Below are 566 nucleotides of genomic sequence, written 5' to 3'. Positions count from 1 at the left end.
CTTATCTACAGATCCATTATTTATAAAAATAGATATTGCAATAGCAACAGTTAATATACTGAATGCGATTCCGAGTATTTTTATCAGTTTCCCCAATGCAAACCTCCGTCCTATTAAGTAAGAAATTGTGTACACCATCAATAACTATCCGTTAGATCATCCAATCCGTGAAGGATCAATTGGCGAGTAATAGGAGTCGAGCCATAGAAAGGCCCATCAGAACGCAGATATGGAAACAACTTCAAAGCTAATGCCACATACCCTTTAGCATAATCGGAAATGGTTTCATCGATGTCTCCTGGTGTTTGTTTTGCCTCTGCATCTTTTCCAATACCTCGCACCAAAAAAACAGCAAACTGCTCCTTTGTCACCACTCCGCCAGGATTAAACAAATCGTTCTCTACACCATCGGTAATACCCGCTTCACGAAGTGCTTCTATATAGGGGAGTGCATCTCCAAATGTAGGATCGTCTAACTTCACATCATTGAAGCTAAATATTTTCAATGTGCTATTAATATTTATTCTTGAAGCTAAATATTTTCAATGTGCTATTAATATTTATTC

Annotated in this window: 1 protein-coding gene; it reads right to left on the bottom strand. The window is 37.5% G+C overall.

The window, feature by feature from the left end; translation table 11 throughout:
• Positions 1-137: 137 nt before the first annotated feature.
• The gene (locus AC1DUA_RS40165) at positions 138-482 is read right to left on the bottom strand and encodes an S-layer homology domain-containing protein (RefSeq protein ID WP_477504954.1); all 345 of its coding nucleotides are present in this window, start codon (positions 480-482) and stop codon (positions 138-140) included.
• Between the last annotated feature and the right edge of the window lie 84 nt (positions 483-566).

This window comes from Paenibacillus sp. 01T422 (assembly GCF_056398785.1).
Note: the sequence above shows the minus strand (reverse complement) of the source record. Positions and strands in the feature narration are given on the sequence as shown.